Origin of the sequence: Halopseudomonas salina (assembly GCF_014637955.1) — a bacterium.
GTDB classification, from domain to species: domain Bacteria; phylum Pseudomonadota; class Gammaproteobacteria; order Pseudomonadales; family Pseudomonadaceae; genus Halopseudomonas; species Halopseudomonas salina.
On sequence record NZ_BMFF01000004.1, the window covers coordinates 188,777 to 206,440 of the forward strand.

A 17,664-nucleotide genomic window follows, 5' to 3' on the forward strand; every position below is an offset into this window, starting at 1 on the left:
GACCCCGGGACTGGAAATAGACACAGTCGCGCGGTGAATATCGTTTTTTCAAAGGATTCCTTTCGGGGATCTACCAGGTTCGCTGCAGCTCTAACTGTAACAAAGTGATGCATTCTATGCACTATTGCGGTGCGAGCCATAAAAACAAAGCCCCGAAGTTCGGGGCTTTGTTTCTCAACCAGCGTAGGTATTTCAGTTCTGTGGGCGGCCCTGATCAGGCTCGTTATAGTTACAAACCCCCTCGGGGAAAATGGCATTCAGTTGCGTTATCTCCGCGGTGTCAGGCACCCAGCTTCCATAAGTACCATCGTTCAACGCAGTACTGATCGGCTTGAGAGTGCACTTGAAAATACTGCCCTCTATCGGCCCGCCGGCCTCCATGCGTGAGGTGGTATAGGTAGGGAACTGGCTAGTGCACAGGCCCTCCGGGTCGTTGTCGATTATTCCGTCCCATACGTCGGTGCCGGATGCAATCAGATCGCCCTGCGTTTCAAAGCAACTGTCCACTGCAGCGGCTGGCTTGTTTTCAGCGATGGTCTGGTCCGGATTCTGTTCGATGTTTTCAAGCCATTCGTGCAACACCTCAAGGGCCAGCCAGGTGTGATCGAATTCTTCCCGAGGGCGAGGACGAGCCGGGTCGGAAGTATCGGTCGGGCGAGTATCGGTAAACCATATAACCTGATTATCAGAATGGCCCATTTTGTTACGGATACGCTGGCGTGCGGAGAACGACTGATGGCTGTTGTGCATGTCGAGCACTTCTTCCAGGTAATGCCGCCATTCAATTACGGGAATATTCAGCTGACCATCGAATACCATTCCTGACTCATAGGCTGCCCGGATTGCCAGCAGATCACCCTCCGTGCGCGGCGCAGGTGCGATACCATCCGGACTGAGTAACATGTTCCGCCGGCTCCAGGGGTCGAACTTGGTAGGATCATTCATTACATCGGCGATGGTGCCGATAAAGGGAAAACCTTCCTGAACCATGTCCTCCGGCTGCTTCCAGCCGCCTACTTGCGAATTGAGTTTGAGAAACTCCTCAGGAGATATCTCATTGCTGGTCAGCGCATCAAGGCCGTATTGAACACCGACGTTATCGAACAGTGTTCGCGGATTACCTTGGGCATCTACGCCGTAGATATTGCGCAGGTCGTCATAGTGAGTCCAGTTAACCTGCTCCATTACCCCTGCAGGTTCCATCTGGGCCTGATTGGCCACCTGTCCGAACATTGGATTCATGACCAGGGGTGTCAAGCCGCGCCATGCAGGAATACACTCGGACATTCCGGGTGCCGTTGCGTAACCCAACATGGTCTTGGCGTCGGCGAAGGGATCGGGATAGTCATCTGTCGCATTCAGCCCTACCAGCAAAGAGCGATTCTCGGTGGTTTGCCAGCGTGCGTTGTTGCGGTCAGTCACGTCCATGTAGTGTTCCAGAAGTTCGCAATCGCCGATATGGATGGTCTGGGTGACCATGTCCGGATAGGCGTACTGCGGCACACCGGCATCCAGTAGGTCGGGGTGGTTCTGGGAGTAGACATACTGCTGGATTCCGCCGCCCGAGCCACCGATGGCCACGGTGTAGTCCGGCACACCGAAGCGTTTGATAAAGTGCTCCTTGACCATGAGTGCAGTTTCGCCGCCAACCTGGAGGTTGTAATGCGCATTGGTTCGGGTGCCGGAAGAGTAGATGACGGCATATCCCTTGCCCAGAACTTCTGGTGCCAAAGCTCGACCGCTGACTCGGCCCTGGGTGTGGCCGATGGCAACACCTCCCTCGAACTGGAACAGCAGCCGGCCATTCCAGTTATCAGTCGCTGCCGCATCTGCGGCATCTCCCAGGGTGGCAAGGGTGGCAAAGCTGTAAAGGAACCTGTTCAGCGTTCCGCGCTCCCAGCGCACGACGAAATCTACTTCACGGCCGTCGGTCAGGGTGGTGCTGGCCATGTCGGCTGGGCGAGTACCGTCGCCCGGTAGAGGCTGGTAGCTGCCGCCTGTAGTGCGATAAACAAATGTCACGAAGGGCTCAACCGAACAATCACGGCTTAGGCCGATCTGTGTACCTCCCTCGAATACCGGAAAACCTGTATCGCCATTGGTATCGACCAAGGGCTGTTTGTCCCACTCGCTGACTGTTGTGCAGACAAAGGGGTATTGCTGCGGGCCAGAGAAAATCGGACCAGTTTCTGGAAACGCTGACACAGCCATCGAGTCCAGCGGACCACGCTCGGTGTGGTGCAGCTCTATCCGGTTTTCACCCTCGCTCAGGCCCGGAATAAGCACCTCGATGCGGCCGTTGCGCCGCGTGACACGTGTCGGCTCGGTTTTCTGGTCATTAACCCACAGTTCCAGCTCTGCCACCTGTTGTTCAGTCAGGTCGACATCACCCTCGACGCCCAGCAGTACCGAGTTCCCGGTGACCTGGTCAGGACTGCTGGAGAGCACCGCTATAGACAACGCCGCAGGGTCTTCAATATCGGAGCTTGAACCGCCACCGCCACCGAGGCAGCCTGTGAGTGCCACTGTAAGTGCGCCAAGGGCGCAAGGTAATGCGTAACTTCTGAAAGGTGTCATGGTGCAGATCCCTCTGGGCCGGAGCCTTCTTGTTGGTTTTTGGAATCATCATGCTAGGCCCGGGGAGTGGAGCGGAACAGGTACAGATCCATGCATTTGACTGACACAGAGGAGTCCAGGGCCAGTACCCGAAGCGTCAAAGCCTCGCTGCGATATCGCCAAGACGCTGGATGGCCCTGCTGTTTTGCTCGCTGAGCGGATTGCCGGCATTCAACCGCAGGAAATCACTATGCCTCGGCCCGGCAGAGAATACGCTGCCGGGGAATACGTGTATGCCCTCAGCCAAGGCCAGATCGAAGAGTTGGCGCGCATCCCTGCCGCCAGGTAATCCAACCCATAAAACGCAACCACCGGTAGGTTGCCTGGCTGTGGTACCGGCGGGAAAGCATTCGAGGATCTGTTTCGAGGTCTGTTCTGTCTGTGTTGCCAGATGGCCCCGTAAATGCTGTATGTGCTGCGTGTAAAACCCGCTTTCCATTAACCGCGCCATCATTATCTGTGGAACCGAAGCGGTGGTGATGTTGCTGATCTGTTTCAGCTCCCGAATACGGCGGTGATAACGCCCGGGCGCAACCCAGCCAAGTCGTAAGCCGGGCATCAGTGCTTTGGAAAACGAATTGCAGTAGATCACCATGCCCGTTTCATCATAGGCCTTGGCGGGTAAAGCCTCTCCGGTGAATACGGTATCGCCCCAGATATCGTTCTCTATGATGGGTACGTCAAATTTGACCGCCAGGGCGACCAGCCTGCGTTTACGCTCCGCAGACATGGTAAAGCCCAGGGGGTTCTGGGCGTTGGTCGAAAGCAGGCAGGCTTTGACCTGTCCCCGTTTGAATGCCTGTTCCAGTGAATACAGGCATATACCATCCCGGTAATGCGTCGGGATCTCCAGGACACGTCGCCGCATGACGCCTAACGCGAGCAGGGTGCCATAGTAAGTGGGCGTCTCCACGGCCACAGTGTCTCCGGGTTGCGTCAGCGCGCGCAGAGCCAGTTCAATTCCCTCCATACACCCGTTGGTAGCCAGCAGCTCATGCTGGTCGATGGGTACGGGATAGTTGATGCTTCGCCGGGAGAGCTGATGGGTAAAGCGCTCATGACCATGGGGATGGGTATAGTCCCAGGACTCCAGTGCGTGCGTACGGGTAACCTCGCGCATGGTTTTGAGTATGCGGTCCACTGCTATCAACTGGGGGCTGGGCAGGGCGATTCCGAAGCGCACAAGTTCGGATCTCGCATGGGGCTCCATGAAATGAAGTATGTCCTCGCTCAGGGAGACCTCTACCGGCAGCAACGGGAAATGCGCAATATTGTCAGGGCGGGCTGGGGCAGGGAGCGCGTCCGCAACAAATACGCCGGAACGGGGACGCACTTCGATAAAGCCGTCAGCTTCCAATTGTCGAAAACACTGGGTGATGGTGTTCACACTGACATTGAACAGTCGACTGAGCGATCGTACCGAAGGCAGTCGTTCGCCCGATCGATAATTGCCCTGTCGAATATGGCAGCGCAGTCGCTCGCTGATGCCCTCGTACAGATACAGATGCTGTGCCATGAGCTGTGTCCTGAACCGGCTTGCTGGGTTGTTGTTGTGAGCCAGTTGGAGAAAGCATAGGCAATTGAGACTGAAGGCGCCAAAAAAAGTGACACGACAAAAAGGTGATAACTGTACGCACATACAGTATCCTGTGTCGGCCGGTCTGATCAAAGCGACAGAACGGATATCACTATCAAGCCAGAGGTATGAGTATGGCCGTTGAAGTTGTTTATCGTAGTAGCAGAGACCCGGAGCAGTTGTTCATGGATAAAGCCGAAGCTGATCGTCACGACAAGATGCTAGAACTGGCTGAAGCGCTCGGTGAAGTGCTGCAGACTGCGGTACCGTCATTGACCGAGCAGACCGCTGAAGATGTCAGCCTTTACCTGGCGCAAAATCGTGATGTGTTTGCCAAGGCATTCAAGAACAATTTGGGCGCGCTAGCTGATCTACTTCCCGCCGGCAACCCGTCCTGATAGGTCGTCCGCTCTAAAGGTGCCCGCCGAGAGGCGGTGTGATGCATTACAGCCCGGACGCTCCCTTTGTTGGCGCACCGAAGTTCGAGGTTGAATGAAAACGCCCCGACTGGTTCGGGGCGTTTTTGTGTACGCTATTAATTAATAGCTATAGGTCGCCTGGGCTGACAGACCATGGGCGCTGTTGCGGTAATCGGCGGTGTAGGCGGGACTGGTGTCGGATCCTGAGTAGCTGACACTGCCTTCATCTTCGTGCAAATAGGCATAGGCCACATCCAATGTCAGATTATCAGTGGCCTCCCAGCCAGCACCCAATGACAGAACCGTGCGATCACTGACCGGTATACGTACCGTACGGTCGGCATCGTTGGTTGGCGAGCGATCAAAGGCAACACCAGTACGCAACACCACACTTGGAGTGATCTGGTAGGCAGCCCCTAATGCATAGGCTACGGTGTCAGACCAATTGAGGTCCTCCTCGATATTGCCGAACCGCCCTGGGGCAGAGGGGTTTTCAATAACCAACTGATCAAACTGGCTCCAGCGGGTCCAGGTAGCACCGGCGTACAGCGTCCAGTATTCGTTGTGTGCATAGGTCAGCGACAGGTCAATCGACTCCGGAGTGGTGACGTCCAGCGTGGCGTCGTAGGTACCGTTAACCGGGATAGGGAAATCAGACACCTGGGTGTCGCCTTCCAGGGTGTAGTCAACCTTCGAGTGATAGGTCAGGCCCAGTGCCAGGCTATCGGTCAGATCAGCCAGAACGCCCACATTGAAACCATACCCGACGTCGTCTCCTTCAATATCCACATAACTATCGTTGAGCGGACTGGCAGCTACCGCACGGGTCAGGGTGCCTTCAATACGATTGATGGTGGGCCCGAAACCAACCGAGACCCGCTCGTTGATCCGGTAGCTGATTGTAGGCTGCACAGTAACTACCTGCACTTCGCTTTCCAGTCCGTGGTAGCGGCCCTGGAAGCTGTTCTCGTAGTCGCTGATCACGCCGAAGGGAACGTAGACGCCCAGACCGAAATGCCAGTTGTCGCTAAGGGGTTTGACGTAATAACCAAAGGGAATCGCGGTGAATGGCACCATATCGCCATCGTTGGTTCCGGTAGCCGGGCTTTGTACACTGCTGATGTCAGTGCTGGCGTCGATCACGGCAAAGCCGCCGCTGATCTGGGTACGCTCGATTTTCGACATGCCAGCAGGGTTGCCAAATACGGTGCTGGCGTCCTGTGCAGAAGACGACCGGCCCGCAAAACCCGTGCCCATGCCGCTAGCACTTTGCTCGTTCACGGCCACACCGTTGGCCATAGCCTGTGTGGAGGCCGCAGCAGCGGCTAGGGCGAGGGCGGTTCTAAGGCGTGTTTTGTTGATCATTTGGAACTCCGGAATTGGCAGGGGCGCGAAGACTATCGTCCGTTCCGACCCGTGTCCAACCCTGGGGTTCAGTTTTTTTCGATAAGGCTAGATTCCGCCCGAACGGGCGTGCTTGAGCTTGCGCCAGTGGCCGAGGCGACTCTCCAGGGCGGCCAGATTGGGGATTCCCTGGGCGCGCGCCTTGCTCAACAGGATCAAGGCGATTTCAGCGGTGGCCAGTGCATCAGCTGCCGCATTATGCCGCTGAGTGTTATTGAGACGAAAATGGGCCTGCCAGTCATCAAGACCGCCGCGGCCAACTTGCGCGTCAGGGCAGAGCATGGGCGACATTTCGGCGATATCAATAAACACATGCTGCAGTCGATGCCCCAGGTCCTCGCGCAAGCTGCGCCGCAGCATGCGTTGATCGAAGCGGGCGTGAAAAGCCATGAATACGCACTGGCCGGAGAATTCCATGAAATCCAGCAGCGCATCGGCGGCGTCCCGGCCTTCGGCTATCTCGCTGGGCGCGATACCGTGGATCAGAATGGCTTCGGTTACCTTGTGGTTTTCACGGTAGAGCGTGCATTCGTACTGGGTGCCCATGTCGATGGCACCCTGCTCGATAACCACCGCACCGATCGACAAGACCTTGTCGCGTCGTGTATCCAGGCCGCTGGTTTCCAGATCCATGACGACCAACCGCGCTTTCTCCAGGGGAGTGTCATTCAGCGGTTGCACAGGGGGGAGATGTTCCCTGCGGGCCTGCTGAGCTTCGGTCAGTTGAGCGCCACTCTTGCGTGAGAGCCAGTCAAACGGATTCATAGCTGGTAACGGATGGCCAGGCTGGCCTGGAGGCGCTTGGCCTGGCGAAAGGATTCGCGGAGGATGCGCCGGTCAAGATGGTTGAGGGTGTCCGGGTCAATTCTATTGCTGAAAGGCAGACCTTGCCGATCCTGCAACTGGTGTTGCTGCATGCGGATCAGCTGAATGAAGTGATAGGCCTCTTCGTATGCGGCGGCATCCTTGGCGTCAATCACCTCGCGGGCACTCAGTTGCTGAAAGCGCTCGAGCGTGTTGCAGTCGGTAATGCCATGGGCCAGTGCCAGCAGTCGCGCGCCGTCCACAAAGGGCATCAACCCCTGTTTCTTCAGATCCAGGGTGTCTTTTTCGGCGCCGCTGCGAGCCACCACGAAATCACGGAAGCGCCCGATGGGCGGCCGTTGTGTCAAGGCATTCTGGGCCAGCATATGCTGGAACAGGGAGTTGTCGCGGATCTTGTCGAGCAGCCGGTCAAATATCCTGCGCGTGCCCTCAGGCTCGCCCCATATGACCCTCAGGTCGAAGAAAATCGAGGACTCCATCAGGTTCTTTGGTGTAGTGGTACGGATCAGCTGATCGAAGCGTTTATCCCACTCCTGCTCCGACAGACACAATTCGGGGTTGCTGGCCATGATATTGCCCTTGCACAGTGTGAAACTGCACTCCGCCAGGGCATTGTTTATATGTCGCGCCAGTGGTAACAGACGTTCACGGTAACTGGCTGCCTGTGCGGGACTTTCGGCCTGAAAGAGAATGCCGTTGTCCTGATCGGTATGCAGGGTCTGTTCGCGACGACCCTCACTACCAAAACACATCCAGGTGAAGGGGAAGCCCGGATCGCCATACTGTTGAATGCAAAGTTCAATCACCCGGCACACCGTATGGTCGTTGAGCAGGGTGATAATGTGGGTGATCTGGGTTGACGAGGCGCCATGGGCCATCATGCTCTCTACCAACTGGCGTACATCGGTGCGCAGGGCGGCTAGAGTACTGACCTTGGTGGCTTGGCGGATGGTTCTGGCCAGGTGCACCAGGTCTACGCGCTGCAAGGAGAATAGGTCCCGCTCGGACACCACGCCGATGAGCTTTTCTTTCTCAACCACGCATATATGCGCGATATGCAGACTGGTCATGGCAATGGCGGCATCAAAGGCCGAAGCACCAGGAGCCAGGTAGTGGGGCGATGGAGTCATGACGCCGCTTACCGGGTCCTCCAGATCTATATCGATCTGGGCGATTACCCGGCGCAGGTCGCGCAGGGTGAAAATGCCCAGGGGTTTATGCGCGGCATCAACGATTACAATGCTGCCCACGCTGGCATCATCCATCGCTTTAACCGCGTCACGGATGGACAGTTCGGCGGCGCAACAGACCGGGCTGCGTACGGCCAGGTCGCCAAGACGGGTGTCCAGCGAATATTGTGCGCCGAGGTTTTCAGCAGCCTGCTGCTGCGCCTGCTGGTTGACCTGATCAAGCAGGCTGCTGACCCCGCGCAAGGCAAAGTCGCGGAAGGGCGCAGAGAGGCTGAACAGGCGTGCGAACTCACTGCGCGGCAGAGCCAGACAAAAGGTATCTTCACCGGCCAGATGCTCGGTGCGGGTGGCGCGCTCACCAATCAGTGCCGCCAGGGGAAAACACTCGCCAACGCTGATTTCAAAGGTGGTCTCAGGTTCGTCCTGACCGCTGAGCAGACGCTCGCCGCGCACCAGGCCCTGCTTGACGATATAGAAATGTGTCACTGCCCCCTGCTGGGGGCGGATGATGGCTTCACCCTGGGCATAGAAACGCAGCTGGCAGTGTTCAACCAGGTATGCCAGATGGTTGGTCTCCATCTGATTGAAGGGCGGATAGGCGAGCAGAAACGTCATAGTGCCATGCACGTTCTGCATGACCGCTGTTTTACCGGCTTCGGCGAACACTGTGTCTTTGCTCATGGACTCTTTGTCACCCGGGCAGTTAAAGACTTATTATCACGGGCAAGACCCTCTTGCATGTGTGGCTATTGTGCGCCGGTGGGCAGTTTCAGCCCACCCGACGTAAGTCTAGTTCCCCTCACCGACCCAGGAGCGAATCATGGCGGCAAACAAGAGGAATAGTCATCATGTCCGCACAAAACTACCAGCAAGCCTACCACCAGGCCAGTGAGAACCCGGAAGCTTTTTGGGCTGACCAGGCAGCAAAACTGGAATGGCATACCCGGCCAACCACCATTCTCGCGCAGGATGCCGAAGGTAACCACCAATGGTTTGCGGACGGCAGGCTGAATACGTCATGGCTTGCCCTGGATGCCCATGTGCAGGCCGGCCGTGGCAACCAGGCCGCCATTATCTACGATTCACCGGTCACTTCTACCAAGGCAACCATCACCTACGCGGATCTGACCCGTAGAGTCGCTCAATGCGCCGGCATGTTGCGTGGGCTCGGTGTAGGGAAAGGCGACAGGGTCATCATCTACATGCCGATGATTCCCGAGACGGTCATTGCCATGCTGGCCTGCGCGCGCCTGGGAGCGGTGCACTGCGTGGTATTCGGTGGCTTTGCTGCACCGGAACTTGCGGTACGCATCGATGATGCCAGGGCAGATGTGGTTCTGACAGCCTCCTGCGGTATTGAAATTGATCGGACTATTGCCTACAAACCCCTGGTTGACGCTGCGATCGAGCTGGCGCGGCATCCGGTTCGCCACTGCGTGGTTCTACAGCGCCCCTCCTGCAAGGCCGAGCTTTATACCGACCGCGACCTGGACTGGCACCAGGCCCTGGCCAATGCAGAACCCGCCGATGCTGTACCCGTAATGGCAACCGACCCTCTATATATTCTGTATACCTCAGGCACCACCGGCAAACCCAAAGGGGTAGTCCGCGACCATGGGGGCCATGCGGTTGCCATGCGCTACAGCATGCAGTCCGTCTACGATGTAGGCGTGGGTGATGTATTCTGGGCCGCGTCAGATGTGGGCTGGGTGGTGGGTCACTCCTACATCGTGTACGGCCCGCTGCTGGCAGGCTGCACCACTGTGATCTACGAGGGCAAACCGATACGCACACCGGACGCCGGCGCGTTCTGGCGGGTCTGCAGCGAGTATGGCGTGAAAACCCTGTTTGCTGCGCCAACCGCTTTCCGCGCGGTTCGCAAGGAGGACCCGGATGCCGATCTGGCCAGGCAATTCGATCTGACGCGCCTCGAGCGGCTGTACCTGGCCGGCGAACGCCTGGATCCACCCACCTGGGCGTGGCTTCAGGAGCACTTTGATCGGCCGATCATTGATCACTGGTGGCAGACAGAAACAGGCTGGGCAATTGCTGCCAACCCCGCAGGCTACGAACTGCAGGCGCCGAAGATGGGGTCCGCCACATGGCCGATGCCTGGTTACATGCTGAGCATTCTGGACGATGAGGGCCTACCCGTAAGCGCTGGCATGAAGGGTAACATTGCCATTCGTCTGCCCCTGCCCCCAGGTTGCCTGACCGGCATCTGGGGTAATCCGGCTCGTTTTCGCGAGGGATATCTGAATACCTTCCCCGGTTTCTATGTGTCTGGTGACGCCGGCTACGTCGATAGGGACGGCTACGTCTTCGTGATGGGTCGTACCGACGATATCATCAACGTGGCAGGGCACCGGCTATCCACCGGTGAAATGGAAGAGGTGCTGGGCGCACACCCAGCCGTGGCCGAATGCGCGGTAATCGGTATTCCTGACGAACTGAAAGGCGAATTACCCCTGGGCCTGGTGGTGCTCAAAAATGGCGTGCACATCGACCCGCAACAGCTGGCTGGCGAACTGGCGAGCATGGTGCGCAAGGAAATAGGCGCCTTGGCGTGCTTTCAACGCAGCCTGATTGTGCAACGTCTGCCTAAAACCCGATCAGGCAAGATCTTGCGCAGAATCATGCGCCAGATTGCCAGCGGCGAAGCCTTTGTGACGCCTTCTACCATTGATGATCCGGCCTGCCTCGAGGAGCTGAAGGGCCAACTGGACCCTCAGATGGAGGAGAGCCGCACCGGCTGAGAATCGTTCCACTCTGCGCGTCGATTTGCTATGGTAGCGGCTTACGAATAGCGGCAGGAAACACTGCCAAAGCTGCCCGGAGACGGAAACCCGGCAGGCACAAACGCCGACCGTCAATTTGCGCAAGGGGTGGGATTTGATCAAGGTACTGGTTGTTGACGACCATGATCTGGTACGCATGGGCATCAGCCGCATGCTCGGCGACGTCCCCGGTTTGAGTGTGGTAGGGGAGGCCAACTGCGGTGAGAGCGCAGTGACCCAGGCTCGCGCGCTGAAGCCCGATGTGGTGCTTATGGATGTGCGCATGCCCGGTATTGGCGGCCTTGAAGCCACCCGGAAATTGCTGCTGCATGACAAGAACCTGCGCATTATCGCCGTCACTGTCTGCCACGAAGAACCCTTTCCCACGCGTCTTATGCAGGCTGGCGCAGCCGGTTATGTAACCAAGGGCGCGGCGCTCGATGAAATGGTCACGGCCATCCGCCAGGTGGCCAGCGGACAACGTTATATCAGCCCGGAAATTGCCCAGCAGCTGGCACTCAAATCATTTGCCCCCGCCAGTGAATCGCCTTTCGACAGTCTGTCCGAACGTGAAATGCAGATCGCTTTCATGATTGTCAGCTGCGAAAAGGTTTTGGCTATCGCCGACAAGCTGTGTCTCAGCCCGAAAACCGTGAATACCTACCGTTATCGACTGTTCGAGAAACTCGGCATCACCAGTGACGTAGAGCTCACCCTGTTGGCGATTCGCCACGGCATGATCGACGCCATACCCCGTTGATGCAGCAAATTACCGAATTCGATCCGAGCGCCTTTCTGGCGACTGCGAGCAATAAGCCCGGCGTTTACCGCATGTTCGACGTCAAAGGCGAGCTGTTGTATGTGGGCAAGGCAAAAAGTCTCAAGAAACGCCTGGCCAGTTACTTTCGCAAGACTGGCCTGAGCCCCAAGACTGCTGCTCTCGTGGCGCGCATTCAGCAGATCGACACCACTATTACCGCAAATGAGACCGAGGCACTGCTCCTTGAGCAGAGCCTGATCAAGGCATCGCGGCCGCCATACAATATTCTGCTACGTGACGATAAATCCTACCCCTATGTCTTTCTGTCTAGCCAGGACAGCTTTCCACGGCTGGGCCTGCACCGCGGCACAAAGAAACTCAAGGGCCGCTACTTCGGCCCTTATCCCAGCGCCGGCGCTATTCGCGAGAGCCTCAGCCTGCTGCAGAAGACCTTCAAAGTCCGCCAATGCGAAGACAGCTATTATCGCAACCGCAGCCGGCCATGCCTGCAGCACCAGATCAACCGCTGCAAGGCCCCATGCGTTGGCCTGGTAGACGAGCAGGAATACGCTGAAGATGTACGTCATTCGGTGATGTTCCTCGAGGGCCGAAGCAATGCCCTGACCGATGAACTCAACAGGGCAATGGAGCAGGCCGCCCAGGACCTGGATTTCGAGCGCGCCGCCGAGCTGCGCGATCAGGTCGGGCTGCTAAGACGTGTTCAAGATCAACAGAGCATGGACACCGAGCAAGGCAACGTCGACGTAGTCGCTGCGGCTGTATCCCCGGGCGGGGCCTGCGTGCATGTCATCATGGTGCGCCAGGGCAGGGTGCTCGGGAGCAAGAACCATTTCCCGAGGGTACCCATTGAACAGACGCCTGGGGAGGTGCTGGCAGCCTTTCTGCCGCAATTCTATCTGGGCGGCGCCGAGCGTGAACTGCCTGGCGAGATTATCGTCAACGACACGCACGAAGACCTGCCCGTGATCGCCGAGGCCCTTGCCCAGGCCCGCGGCCACAATCTGGTCATCAGCCATCGCGTGCGCGGTACTCGCAGCCGCTGGCAAACCATGGCGGTCAATAATGCCGATATGGCGCTGACCGGCATGCTGGCCAATCGTCAGAATATTCAAGTGCGCTTCGAAACCCTGCAGGAAGCACTCAAGCTGGATGAAATGCCCACGCGGCTGGAGTGCTACGACATAAGCCATTCCAGCGGCGAAGCAACAGTTGCTTCCTGCGTGGTCTTTGGGCCCCAGGGACCGATCAAGAGCGATTACCGCCGATTCAATATCGAGGGCGTCACCGCCGGCGATGATTATGCCGCGATGCGCCAGGCACTGGTACGACGTTTCAGTCGGATCCAGGAGGGCGAGGGCAAGATGCCCGATATTCTGCTGGTCGACGGCGGCAAGGGCCAGATGTCCATGGCTCTGGAGGTGCTCAAGGAACTCGCTATCCACGACCTGACGCTGCTCGGTGTGGCCAAGGGCGTTACTCGCAAGGCTGGTATGGAAACGCTCTATCTGAACGATCCGCAGGTGGAGCTGGTATTGCCCGGACATTCACCCGCGCTGCACCTGATTCAACATATCCGCGATGAGGCCCACCGATTTGCCATTACTGGTCACCGCGCCCGTCGTGGCAAGGCACGCAACACCTCACCACTTGAGGGTATTGAAGGCGTGGGGCCCAAGCGCCGGAGGGAGTTGCTGCGTCACTTTGGTGGCCTGCAGGAATTGCGTCGTGCCAGTGCCGCCGAAATGGTCAAGGTGCCAGGCATCAGCAAAAAACTTGCGGAACAGATTTATGCATCACTGCATAGCGACTAGAATGCATGATCAAGAGAGGGTCGCCGAAAGTTTATGAACATTCCCAATATCCTGACGTTGTTGCGGGTCGCGCTGATCCCCATCTTCATCCTGCTGTATTACCTGCCTCTGCACTGGAGCTACCTGGCCGCCGCTACGGTCTTTACTTTGGCGAGTCTGACTGACTGGCTGGACGGCTATCTGGCCCGAAAGTGGCAGCAGAGCACCGCCTTTGGCGCCTTCCTGGACCCGGTGGCAGACAAGCTGATGGTCGCCGTGGCCCTGGTTCTGCTGGTGCAAGCCCACGCCAATTTCTGGGTTACCGCACCAGCTATGGTAATTATCGGGCGCGAGATTGTTATCTCGGCGCTGCGCGAATGGATGGCGGAGATAGGCGCGCGGGCACAGGTAGCCGTCTCCAACCTTGGCAAGTACAAGACGGCCGCGCAAATGGTCGCGCTGATCGTGCTGCTGGCCAATCCCCCAACATTTTCGAGCTGGGTGATCCTGGGCTATGTACTGCTGATGATCTCCGCCGTGCTCACTTTGTGGTCCATGTGCCTGTATTTAAAAGCCGCATGGCCTCATATGAGTATGCATTCTGATCAAAAAAGCGACAAATAACTTTTTCTGAATCAATGAGTTGACAGGCTGGCGCAGCAAGATAGAATAGGCGCCGTTGCAAAGCGGGAATAGCTCAGTTGGTAGAGCACGACCTTGCCAAGGTCGGGGTCGCGAGTTCGAGTCTCGTTTCCCGCTCCAGATACAGATCAAAGCCACCTTAGGGTGGCTTTTTTCGTTGTCTCTTTCGCGCAGTTTCTAGCCCCCCCCTAGACCTCCAGATCTCTCCCTACGCGCGCAATTCAGCCTAAGACTAATGTCGGGGATTTATTGTCAGGCCGAATTTTGCAGAATCGCTAGCACGGAACCCTTCCGAGCTAGTGGAATTTCCCAAATCGGTAATAACAATAAAGTGGAGAGATACGATGGATGATAAAGAAAAAGGCAAGGCGTACTGGTCGGCGAATCTACGCCTGATCTACGGATGCCTGGCAGTCTGGGCTACGGTTTCATTCGGTTTCGGTATCTTGTTACGACCTTTTCTATCTGACATTTCGGTCGGTGGCGCAGACCTTGGCTTCTGGTTTGCCCAGCAGGGCTCAATCCTGACGTTCGTTTTCCTGATCTTCTTCTATGCCTGGAAAATGAATCGTCTGGACAAAAAACACGGCCTGGAGGAGTAACCGGAATGAGCCAATTCGTTATCAACCTCTTGTTCGTCGGCGGGTCTTTCGCTGTCTATATCTTCATTGCGATATGGGCGCGTGCCGGATCGACTAAAGAATTCTATGTCGCAGGCGGCGGCGTGCATCCCGTCGCGAACGGCATGGCGACGGCAGCTGACTGGATGTCTGCGGCCTCTTTCATCTCAATGGCTGGCCTGATCTCGGTTGGCTATGTCAACTCGTCATTCCTGATGGGCTGGACCGGCGGCTTCGTGCTCCTGGCGATGTTGCTGGCTCCCTACCTGCGCAAATTTGGCAAATACACCGTGCCGGATTTCGTCGGTGATCGGTTCAACAGCAATGCGGCGCGGGTAGTAGCAGTCATCTGTCTTCTGGTGATTTCCACCACCTACGTTATCGGGCAGATGACCGGTGCAGGCGTGGCATTTGCGCGCTTTCTTGAAGTCGACAGCACCACCGGCCTGATTATCGCATCTGCAGTGGTATTCGCTTATGCGGTGCTGGGCGGCATGAAGGGTATTACCTACACCCAGGTTGCCCAGTACGTCGTGCTGATCATTGCCTACACCATTCCCGCGATCTTTATTTCGCTGCAAATGACGGGTCATGTATTACCACAGACAGGTCTGTTCGGAACCCATCTGGAGTCCGGCATGCCCATGTTGCAGAAACTGGATCAAGTGGTTAATGAGCTTGGCTTTCAGGACTATACCGCTGACGTCTCCAACAAGCTGAACATGTTCCTGTTCACTGTGTCGTTGATGATCGGTACTGCTGGTCTGCCGCACGTCATCATTCGCTTCTTCACTGTGCCAAAGGTCGCCGATGCGCGTTGGACCGCCGGCTGGGCGCTGGTATTCATCGCGATTCTGTATACCACTGCACCCGCTGTCGCCTCCATGGGCCGTTTGAACCTGATCGACACTGTCTATCCTGAAGGTCCGACCGCCGAATCACTGGAATACGAGGAACGGCCAGAATGGATCAGGACATGGGAAGCAACCGGGCTTGTCACCTATGAAGACAAGAATAATGACGGTCGTATCCAGATGTACAACGATGTGCCTGCATTTGCTGAAACAGCCGAAGCGCGTGGCTGGGAGGGTAGTGAGCTGGTCGTCAACAACGACATTCTGGTACTGGCGAACCCTGAGATCGCCAACCTGCCGGGATGGGTCATCGGTCTGATTGCGGCGGGGGGCATTGCAGCGGCGCTTTCCACCGCTGCGGGTCTTCTGTTGGCGATTTCATCGGCAATCAGTCACGACCTGATCAAGAAGATCATAAAACCCGATATCACGGATAAAGGAGAAATGCTGGCAGCCCGTATTTCCATGGCGGTAGCCATTATCATTGCCACGTACCTGGGTATCAATCCACCCGGATTTGCTGCACAGGTGGTCGCACTGGCGTTCGGTATTGCCGCGGCAACCATCTTCCCCGTACTGATGATGGGTATTTTCTCCAAGCGCATCAACAGCAAGGGCGCGGTATTGGGCATGCTGGCCGGCTTGATCGCCACCACCGTGTACATCTTCATCTATCTGGGCTGGTTCTTTATCCCAGGCACCAACACCCTGGAAAACATTCCAGCGAACTGGGTGTTTGGCATCTCGCCTTTGGCCTTCGGGGCAGTTGGTGCGCTGATCAACTTTGCCGTCGCATTCGCAGTAGCCTACGCGACAGAGGAGCCTCCGCAGGAAATTCAGGATCTGGTAGAGAGCGTCCGCTACCCGAAAGGAGCTGGCACCGCGCTGGATCACTGAGTACTATCCAAGCCAGACCTGCAGGGCCACGCTCTGCAACTGGCTGAACCTGAGCGGGCTTCCTTATGGGAGCCCGCCTTATTTCCGGGAAATGAATTTATGATCTGGCATTTATTTGCATTGGCTGTAGCAGGCCTGGGCGCGGCGGGGATCGCTTTCCTGTTGCGCGGTTTGACTGGAAAGAAACTGCCGACATGGATAGTTCCAATATTTGCCGGAGCGGGAATGCTGGCTTACCAGATCTACTATGAGTATTCCTGGTTCGAGCATAAACAAAGCCAGTTACCTGCAGCGTCGCAGGTGATAGCTCTGGATCAGGAAGGCGTGTTCTGGCGTCCCTGGACTTATCTGTTCCCGATGACAGTAGGCTTTACTGTACTGGACACCGAAAACATCATCCGGACTGACCGTGATGAGCAGCGTGTTCGTCAATTCATACTTTACACGTTCGACAAGGAATACGTGGACCTGGTCTCGCACCAGACCCACCTGCTCAATTGTGATACTCGGGAACTTGTGCCAATGGCCGAGGACGGATCCTTGCGAGTGTCCGCTATGCGGCAGCTTGAGCCTGGCGAGCCGTTGTACAAGCAGGTCTGCCTCTAGAGTTCAGGGCATGCTTGCCAAGCCCTCCAAATTAATACATAATGCAGCCCATCGATTGCGGCACGCTTGAAAATTATCAGTCTTATCAACAAGATAAGTTAATATCTGAGATGTTTTTGTTGCGATTGCCGGTATCGATAAAAGTTACGTTTGACTCACCCACAACGTAGCTGTTTTCCTCTGAGGCCGGGTGGCAGAGTGGTCATGCAGCGGATTGCAAATCCGTGTACGCCGGTTCGATTCCGACCTCGGCCTCCATTATTCAGTAGCATTCAGTACCTGCTAGCCCGGATGGCGAAACTGGTAGACGCAAGGGACTTAAAATCCCTCGGAGGCAACTCCGTGCCGGTTCGATTCCGGCTCCGGGCACCATTGGTTATTCTTCTCCGGCATCAATTATCCCGTTTCATTATTTCTGCTTTATAGCGCTCCAGCACCCAGAAACCAACTTCTCGAACATTCCTCCTGAACGTATCCGCTTTCCGGCGGTCCCTACCTGTAAGCGATAAAAAGCCCAAGTCTGATTCAACATCGAACATCGAACATCGAACATTGAACAGCGGGCCATAAATGCAATTTTCGCGAAAAACGGTGATTTGACGCGAAAAAAGACGATAACAAGTAAAAAATCGTTTTTGATCAATATCAATTCTAAAAGTTTGGATTG

General features: G+C 56.5%; 13 protein-coding genes and 3 tRNA genes. 11 read left to right on the forward strand and 5 right to left on the reverse strand.

The window, feature by feature from the left end; genetic code table 11:
• Window positions 1-192: 192 nt before the first annotated feature.
• Together IEV54_RS10910 and IEV54_RS10915 are read right to left on the reverse strand one after the other, a co-directional pair.
• Window positions 193-2,577 carry a DUF6351 family protein gene (locus IEV54_RS10910; RefSeq protein ID WP_150276970.1) on the reverse strand — a complete coding sequence of 795 codons (2,385 nt, stop codon included), beginning with the start codon at window positions 2,575-2,577 and terminating at the stop codon, window positions 193-195.
• 136 nt (window positions 2,578-2,713) lie between these two features.
• Window positions 2,714-4,132, reverse strand: a complete 1,419-nt coding sequence (locus tag IEV54_RS10915; protein ID WP_150276969.1) for an aminotransferase-like domain-containing protein — start codon at window positions 4,130-4,132, stop codon at window positions 2,714-2,716.
• 194 nt (window positions 4,133-4,326) lie between these two features.
• Here IEV54_RS10915 and IEV54_RS10920 point away from each other — a divergent pair, with 194 nt between their 5' ends.
• Entirely contained in the window at window positions 4,327-4,590 is a 264-nt protein-coding gene (locus IEV54_RS10920) for a YebG family protein (protein WP_150276968.1), read from the forward strand.
• A 141-nt stretch (window positions 4,591-4,731) separates the two neighbouring features.
• Here the strand turns inward: IEV54_RS10920 and IEV54_RS10925 are convergent, their stop codons facing one another.
• The 3 genes from IEV54_RS10925 to IEV54_RS10935 form a co-directional block, all read right to left on the reverse strand.
• A complete protein-coding gene (locus tag IEV54_RS10925; RefSeq protein WP_150277113.1) occupies window positions 4,732-5,973 on the reverse strand; it encodes an OmpP1/FadL family transporter in 1,242 nt (413 codons plus the stop codon).
• A gap of 90 nt (window positions 5,974-6,063) precedes the next feature.
• Entirely contained in the window at window positions 6,064-6,780 is a 717-nt protein-coding gene (locus IEV54_RS10930) for a 3'-5' exonuclease (RefSeq protein ID WP_150276967.1), read from the reverse strand.
• A complete protein-coding gene (locus IEV54_RS10935; RefSeq protein ID WP_150276966.1) occupies window positions 6,777-8,711 on the reverse strand; it encodes a putative nucleotidyltransferase substrate binding domain-containing protein in 1,935 nt (644 codons plus the stop codon). The genes IEV54_RS10930 and IEV54_RS10935 overlap by 4 nt, the downstream gene beginning before the upstream one ends.
• A gap of 167 nt (window positions 8,712-8,878) precedes the next feature.
• On the opposite strand from IEV54_RS10935, the gene IEV54_RS10940 reads away from it, so the two are divergent.
• From IEV54_RS10940 to IEV54_RS10985, 10 genes are all read left to right on the forward strand, one after another.
• On the forward strand, window positions 8,879-10,786 hold the full coding sequence (locus IEV54_RS10940) for a propionyl-CoA synthetase (protein ID WP_150276965.1): 1,908 nt from the start codon (window positions 8,879-8,881) through the stop codon (window positions 10,784-10,786).
• A gap of 136 nt (window positions 10,787-10,922) precedes the next feature.
• Window positions 10,923-11,567, forward strand: a complete 645-nt coding sequence (gene uvrY / locus IEV54_RS10945; RefSeq protein ID WP_150276964.1) for a UvrY/SirA/GacA family response regulator transcription factor — start codon at window positions 10,923-10,925, stop codon at window positions 11,565-11,567.
• On the forward strand, window positions 11,567-13,399 hold the full coding sequence (uvrC, locus tag IEV54_RS10950; protein ID WP_150276963.1) for an excinuclease ABC subunit UvrC: 1,833 nt from the start codon (window positions 11,567-11,569) through the stop codon (window positions 13,397-13,399). Before uvrY ends, uvrC begins: the two co-directional genes overlap by 1 nt.
• Before the next feature lie 33 nt (window positions 13,400-13,432).
• On the forward strand, window positions 13,433-14,002 hold the full coding sequence (pgsA, locus tag IEV54_RS10955) for a CDP-diacylglycerol--glycerol-3-phosphate 3-phosphatidyltransferase (RefSeq protein ID WP_150276962.1): 570 nt from the start codon (window positions 13,433-13,435) through the stop codon (window positions 14,000-14,002).
• A gap of 62 nt (window positions 14,003-14,064) precedes the next feature.
• Window positions 14,065-14,140 (forward strand) — tRNA-Gly (locus tag IEV54_RS10960).
• Between the two features lie 224 nt (window positions 14,141-14,364).
• The gene (locus IEV54_RS10965) at window positions 14,365-14,622 is read left to right on the forward strand and encodes a DUF4212 domain-containing protein (protein WP_150276961.1); all 258 of its coding nucleotides are present in this window, start codon (window positions 14,365-14,367) and stop codon (window positions 14,620-14,622) included.
• Between the two features lie 5 nt (window positions 14,623-14,627).
• A complete protein-coding gene (locus IEV54_RS10970; RefSeq protein ID WP_150276960.1) occupies window positions 14,628-16,391 on the forward strand; it encodes a sodium:solute symporter family protein in 1,764 nt (587 codons plus the stop codon).
• A gap of 99 nt (window positions 16,392-16,490) precedes the next feature.
• Window positions 16,491-16,997 (forward strand): hypothetical protein, encoded by a 507-nt coding sequence (locus IEV54_RS10975; protein WP_150276959.1) that lies wholly within the window; start codon window positions 16,491-16,493, stop codon window positions 16,995-16,997.
• Window positions 16,998-17,181: 184 nt separating this feature from the next.
• Window positions 17,182-17,255, forward strand: a tRNA-Cys gene (locus IEV54_RS10980).
• A gap of 27 nt (window positions 17,256-17,282) precedes the next feature.
• Window positions 17,283-17,369: transfer RNA gene (locus tag IEV54_RS10985), tRNA-Leu, on the forward strand.
• Window positions 17,370-17,664 lie beyond the last annotated feature (295 nt).